This is a genomic window from Streptomyces aureus, assembly GCF_001418135.1.
GTDB classification, from domain to species: Bacteria; Actinomycetota; Actinomycetes; order Streptomycetales; family Streptomycetaceae; genus Streptomyces; species Streptomyces aureus_A.
On sequence record NZ_LIPQ01000605.1, the window covers coordinates 1 to 7,023 of the forward strand.

Annotated in this window: 1 protein-coding gene and 1 pseudogene; both read left to right on the forward strand. The window is 73.6% G+C overall.

Annotated elements, in window-relative coordinates:
* The first annotated feature begins 161 nt into the window (after positions 1–161).
* Positions 162–1,223: an iron-siderophore ABC transporter substrate-binding protein gene (locus tag AOK00_RS34860; RefSeq protein ID WP_055604132.1), complete on the forward strand. Its 1,062-nt coding sequence runs from the start codon at positions 162–164 to the stop codon at positions 1,221–1,223.
* A gap of 144 nt (positions 1,224–1,367) precedes the next feature.
* A pseudogene (locus AOK00_RS34865) lies at positions 1,368–7,023 on the forward strand (amino acid adenylation domain-containing protein); the annotation flags it as partial.

The window sequence follows — 7,023 nt, forward strand, 5'->3', positions numbered from 1 at the left end:
TGCCGATCATGCCGGGCTCGCGGCCCGATCCGGCCTGATCGACAGACACCCCCCTGGCGTCACCTGGCTCCACCCCCCACGCGCCGATCGCCAATCCCGCCGCCCGGTCTCCCGTGCCCCGGCGGGCGTGGCAGCACTGTGAATCCCCGAAAGGAACGTCCGTGTCCGCTGGTGCACGTCCCGCTCTGGCGCGGTTCGCCAGATCCGCTCCCCGCGTAGCCGTTCTCGCCGTGGCGGCCCTCGCCCTCTCCGCCTGTGGCGGCGGGGCCGAGAAGTCCGACTCGCCGTCCCCCTCCGCCACTTCGGCCACCGCCGACGGGGGAGCCAAGCCCGCGGCGTTCCCCGTCACGGTCGAGCACAAGTACGGCTCCACGACCATCGACAAGGAGCCGAGGACGATCGTCACCCTCGGCCTCTCCGACCAGGACGCGGTGCTCGCGCTCGGCGTCACGCCGGCAGGCTCGGTCGACTGGTTCAAGGAGAAGCCGTACGGCAAGTGGCCCTGGACCAAGGACAAGTGGGGCGCGAACACCCCGCAGATCGTCGGTGAGCGCGACGAGTACAACATCGAGAAGATCGCGGCCCTGAAGCCCGACCTCGTGATCGCCCAGTACTCGGGGATGAAGAAGGAGCAGTACGACACGCTCTCCAAGTTCACCAAGGTCGTCGCCCAGCCCAAGGACCACCCGGACTACGGTGCCCCCTGGCAGCTGATGACCCAGCAGATCGGCAAGTCGCTGGGCAAGGACGCCGAGGCCGCCAAGCTGATCTCGGACATCGACGCCCGATTCAAGGCCGCCCGCGAGAAGCACCCCGAGTGGGCCACCAAGACGCTCGCCGTCGCCGACAGCTTCGAGGCCGGCAAGTACTCGGCGTTCACGAAGATCGACCCCAAGTCGATCTTCTTCCAGGAGCTTGGATTCAAGCTCAAGCCGGAGATCGACACGCTGTCCAAGCCGGGCTTCAACGTCGCCGAGCTCAGCGCGGAGAAGCTCGACGTCCTCGACGTCGACCGGCTCGTCTGGGTCACCTCCAGCACCGAGGCCAACGACCGGATCAAGGCCGAGCCGCTCTACAAGAAGCTGAAGGTCAACCAGGAGAAGCGCGACCTGTTCGTGCCGTACCAGGACCCCGACATCGGCGCCGCGTTCTCCTTCAACACCGTTCTGTCGATCCCGTACGCCATCGACCAGATCGAGCCGCTCCTCGCGGCCGTCAAGTGACGCACACCAGCTGACGCACTCCGGCTGACGTGCCACCAGCCGGCAGCCGACCCGACCGACGGCGTGGCGGAACTCTCGCCACGCCGTCGGCGCTTGTGCCGTCACCGTCTGCCACGCACCCCCAGGGAAAGGCCACTTCGTACGATGTTTGACGTCGAGTCGTCGGACCGGAACACCCCCTCCGGCCTCCCCGTCACCGGCGGGCAATCCGGCATCTGGCTGGCCCAGCAGATCGAACCGGACAGCTCCGCCTACAACATCGTCTTCGCGCTGCACCTCCGCGGTGCCATCGACCTCGACCGCCTCGCCGCCGCAGTCCGCCAGGCCGTCGAAGAGGCCGAGTGCCTGCACGTACGGGTCACCCCCGGAGACGACGGGCCGCGCCAGACGCCCCGTACCCTCACCCTTCCCGTCGACGTCACCGTCGTCGACCTGCGCGACGCCGTCGACCCCGACGAGGCCGCCGCCGCGTGGGTGGCCGACGACCGCGACAGGCCCGTCAACCTCGCGCTCGACCCGCTCTTCGGCCACGTCCTGCTGCGGCTCGCCGACGACCGCGTCCTGTGGTGCCAGCGCTACCACCACATCGTCGTGGACGGGATGGGCGTCGCGCTCATCACCCGGCGGGCCGGCGAGCTGTACAGCTCGGCGGACGAGGCGTCCGACCCCCGCGACTGGTCGCTCTCCCGGCTCGTCGCCGCCGACCGCGCGTACCGTGCCTCCGACCGGCACGCCGCCGACCGCGTCTGGTGGCTGGAGCGGATGGCGGGCCGGACCGAACCCGTCCGGCTCGTCGACCGGGCCGCCACCCCCATGACCCGGCGGCTGCGGCGGACCACCGAGCTGTCCCCCGAGACCGTCGAGCGGCTGAACGCCGCCGCCCGGACCGCGGGCGTACGACCCTCCCGGATCCTGCTCGCGGCCGTCGCCGCCCATCTGCACCGTGCCGGCGGCGAACAGGACCTCGTCCTCGGCCTGCCGGTCGCCGCCCGCGAGGACGAGGTCTTCGCGACCGTCCCCGGCATGGTGTCCAACATCGTCCCGCTGCGCCTCGCCGTCCACCCCGGCACGACCGGCGCCGCCCTCGTCGCCCAGGTGCGCGAGACCGTCGCCGACGCCGTCGCCCACGGGCGCTACCGCGCCGAGGACCTGGCCAGGGAACTCGGCCTCGTCGACGGCGTACCGGAGCTCGTCGGCCCGACCGTCAACATCCTGCCCCGCTCCGAGGACCTCCGCTTCGCCGACCACCGGGCCGAACTCCGCCCCGAATGGCTCGGCCCGGTCAGCGACCTGGCGTTCAGCTTCGCCGAGGGCACGGACGGCCACGGATACACCGTCCACCTCGACGTGGACGCCGACGTCTGCGACGCGGCCACCCTCGCCGGCCACGAGCGCCGCTTCCTCGCCCTCCTCGACGCCTTCGCCGACGACCTGGACCGCCCCGTCGGCCGCATCGAACTCACCTCCGACGCCGAACGAGCCCTCCTCCTCGACGAGTTCGGCGTCTCCCCCCGCGAGGTCCCGGAGCTCTCCTGGCCCGCCGCGTTCGAACGGCAGGTCCGCCGGAGCCCCGACGCCGTCGCACTCGTCTGCGAGGACCGGGAGCTGACGTACGCCGCACTCGACGACGCCGCCGACCGGCTCGCCCGGCTCCTCCGCTCCCGGGGCGTCGGCGCCGAGGACGTGGTGGGCGTGGCCCTGCCCCGTTCACCGGAGCTCGTGGTGGCCCTGCTCGCCGTGATGAAGGCCGGCGCCGCCTATCTGCCGCTGGACGCGGACCACCCGCAGGACCGCATCGCCTACATGCTGTCCGACGCCGGGGCCCGCACCGTCGTCACCGTGCGCGACCTCGCGGGGGACCTCCCGGAGGCGGCGGGAGTCATCCGTCTGCTGCTCGACGACCCGGCCACCGAGGCCGCCCTCGCCGCCGCGACCGGCCCCGCCCACGGATCTGCGGTCGCCCTCGACCAGGCGGCGTACGTCATCTACACCTCCGGCTCGACGGGCCGCCCCAAGGGCGTCGTCGTCTCGCACGACGGCGTCGGCAGCCTCATCGCCACCGCCACCGACCGGATCGGCATCACCTCCGAGAGCCGGGTCGTCCAGTTCGCCTCCGTCGGCTTCGACGTGACGGTCTGGGACCTGATCATGTCGCTGTGCGTCGGCGGACGGATCATCGTCGTCCCCGCCGAGCGCCGCGTCGCGGGCCCCGCGCTCACCGAGTACATCGCCCGCCACCGCGCCACCCACATGATCCTGCCGCCCTCGCTCGTCTCCGCGCTGCCGCAGGAGTGCGCACTCCCGCAGGGCGCCGTCCTCGTCGTCGGCACCGAGGCGGTCCCCAGCGAACTGATCGCCCGCTGGGACGGCCGGCTCCGGGTCGTCGTCGCGTACGGACTCACCGAGGCCACCGTCAACTCCACGCTCTGGCTCGCCGACCCCGACCGCCCGGGACCCGCGCCGATCGGCCGGCCGGACCCCAACACGCGCGCGTACGTCCTCGACACGGCGCTCCGGCCCGTCCCCGTCGGCGCGGAGGGCGAGCTGTACGTCTCCGGGCGCGGCCTCGCACGCGGTTACCTGGGCCGCCACGCGCTGACCTCGGAGCGGTTCGTCGCCGATCCGTACGGGCCCCCCGGCACCCGCATGTACCGCACGGGCGACCGGGTCCGCTGGGGCGCCGACGGCAACCTGGAGTTCCTCGGCCGCGCCGACGGCCAGATCAAGATCCGCGGCCACCGTGTGGAGCCGGGCGAGATCGAGAGCGCCTTCATGGCCTGCGAGGGCATCGCCCAGGCCGCCGTACTGGCCCGCGAGGACCACCGGGGAGCGAAGCGGCTGGTCGCGTACCTGGTTCCGGAGGGAGCGGCGGACGAGGGCGGCGAGGCGGCCGTGACCGCCGCACGCGCCCGCGTGACCGACGCCCTGCCCGACTACATGGTGCCGACCGCCGTCGTCGTCCTCGACGGCCCGCTGCCGCTGACCCCCAACGGCAAGCTCGACGCCAAGGCCCTGCCCGAGCCCCGCTGGACCTCCCTGACCGGCACCGACACCCCGAGCACCCCCGCCGAGGCCGCGCTCGCCGCGCTGTTCGCCGATGTCCTCGGTCTGCCGTCGGTCGGCGTCCACGACAGCTTCTTCGAACTCGGCGGCGACAGCATCGTCGCCATCCAGCTGGTGAACCGCGCCCGCGAGGCCGGGCTCGCGATCACCCCGCGCGAGGTGTTCCGCGGCCGGACCGTGGCCGCGCTCGCCCGCACCGCCGGAGAGACCGGCGCCGCGCCGCAGCGGCCGCGGGTGGAGCTCGATCCGGACGCGCTCCCGGTCTCCCCGCTCCAGGAAGGTTTCTTCTTCCACGCGGAGTTCGACCACCAGGCCGCCGACCTCTACTTCGTCCAGGAAGTCCTCGACCTCGCCGGGCCCGTCGACCCCGACCGGCTCCGCCGCGCCCTCCAGCTGCTGCTCGACCGGCACCCGCTGCTGCGGGCCTCGTTCCGGCAGCTCCCCGGCGGCGAGGTCGTCCAGCGGCTCGCCGACCACGCGACCCTCCCGTGGCGCGAGGCCGACACCGCCGGCACCGGCCTGGACGACATCCTCCGCGCCGACCGCGCCGAACGGTTCGCCCTCGACCGGCCGCCGCTGCTGCGCGCCACCCTCGTCAAGGACGGCCGGCGCCACCGGCTCCTCCTGACCCTCCACCACATCGTCGCCGACGGATGGTCGGTCGCCGTCCTGCTGCGGGAACTGACCGACGCCTACCGGGGCGCCGCGCTGCCGGAGCCCGTGCCCCCGGAGCCGTACCTCTCCTGGCTCGCCGGCCGTGACCGCGACGCCGCACGCGAGGCGTGGCGGCAGGCGCTCGCCGGCCTCGACGGACCGACACGCCTCCCCGCGCTCACCGCCCCGGGAGACGAGGCGGAAGGGCCGGCCCGCCCCGAGCACGTCGACACACGCCTGCCCCGCGACCTCACCGAAGCGCTGACCGCCTACGCGAGGACCCGCGGCCTGACCCTGAGCAGCGTCTTCCACGGCGTGTGGGGGCTGCTGCTCGGCGCCCTCACCGGCGGCCGGGACGTCGTCTTCGGCACCACCGTCTCCGGGCGCACCACCGAGGTCGCGGGCCTGGACTCCGCCGTCGGCCTGTTCATCAACACCGTCCCCGCCCGGGTGACCCTCCGCCCCGAGGAGACGCTGACCGAGCTGCTCCGCCGCGTCCAGGACGAGCACACGGCCCTCCTCGACCACCAGCACCTGGGGCTCGCCGACATCCAGCGAACCGCGGGCGGCGGCGAACTCTTCGACACCCTCGTGGTGTTCGAGAACTACCCCGGCGGCGAAGCGGGGCGGGACGGCGGAGAGCCGCTCGTCACCGGCGCCGAGGTGTTCGACGCCGTGCACTACCCGCTCGCGCTCGTCGTCGAACCCGCCGCCGACGGCCTGCTGCTGCGGTTCAAGCACCACGCCGCCCGGCTCGACCAGGTGGCCGTGGCCGTCCTCGCCAACCGGTTCACCGCCCTGCTGCGGACCGTGGTGGCCGAGCCCGACCGTCTCGTCGCCCGGACCGACCTGCTGTCCGGCCGCGAGCGCGCGCACCTCACGGAGCTCAACGCCACCGCCCACCCCGTCCCCGAAGCGACGCTCACCTCGCTCTTCTCCGACCGGGTGGCCCGTACCCCGCACGCCCCGGCCGTCGTCTTCGACGACACCACCCTCAGCTACGCCGAACTCGACCGGCGGGCCGAGGCCCTGGCCCGGCGACTCCGGGAGCGGGGCGCGGGCCCCGAGCGGTACGTGGCCGTCGCCGTCCCGCGCTCGGCCGAGCTGATGGTCGCGCTGCTCGGCGTCCTCAAGGCGGGCGCCGCCTATCTGCCCGTCGACCTCGACTACCCCGCCGACCGGGTGGCGTTCATGCTCGCCGACTCGGGCGCGCGGCTCGTCGTGACCACCGCGGAGGCCGCCGGCCAGCTGCCCGCCGTACCGGACCTCGAACACGTGGACGTCGGCGCGGTGCCCGAGGGGGAGGATGCCCACGCCCCCGGGGACACCGAGCCCGGACGGGCCGCCGGCCCCGACCACCCCGCCTACCTCATCTACACCTCCGGCTCCACCGGCCGCCCCAAGGGCGTCGCCGTCACCCACCGCGCCATCGTCAACCGGCTCGCCTGGATGCAGGGCGCGTACGGGCTCACCTCCGACGACCGGGTCCTCCAGAAGACCCCGTCCAGCTTCGACGTGTCGGTCTGGGAGTTCTTCTGGGCGCTGACCGAGGGCGCGACCGTCGTCCTCGCCCGCCCGGACGGCCACCGCGACCCCGAGTACCTGGCCCGTCTCATCGCCGAACGGGCCGTCACCACCACGCACTTCGTACCGTCGATGCTGGCCGCGTTCGTCCAGGTCATGGAGTCGGCCCCGGACGCCCCTGACTGGGCGGCGAGCCTGCGGCGGGTGTTCTGCAGCGGCGAGGCACTCACCGGAGCCGACGCCCGCCGCTGGTGGGAGCTGACCTCCCGCGCCGGGCGCACACCCGTACCGCTGCACAATCTGTACGGCCCCACCGAGGCGGCCGTCGACGTCACCTTCTTCCCCTACGAGGGAGGCACCGAGCCGGCCGTTCCGATCGGCCGGCCCGTCTGGAACACCCGGCTCCACGTCCTGGACCCGTTCCTGCGCCCGGTCCCGGACGGCGTGCCCGGAGAGCTCCACCTCGCCGGTGTCCAGCTGGCCCGCGCCTACCACGACCGCCCCGGCCTCACCGCCGAACGGTTCGTCGCCGACCCGTTCGGCGGTGAGGCCGGGGCGG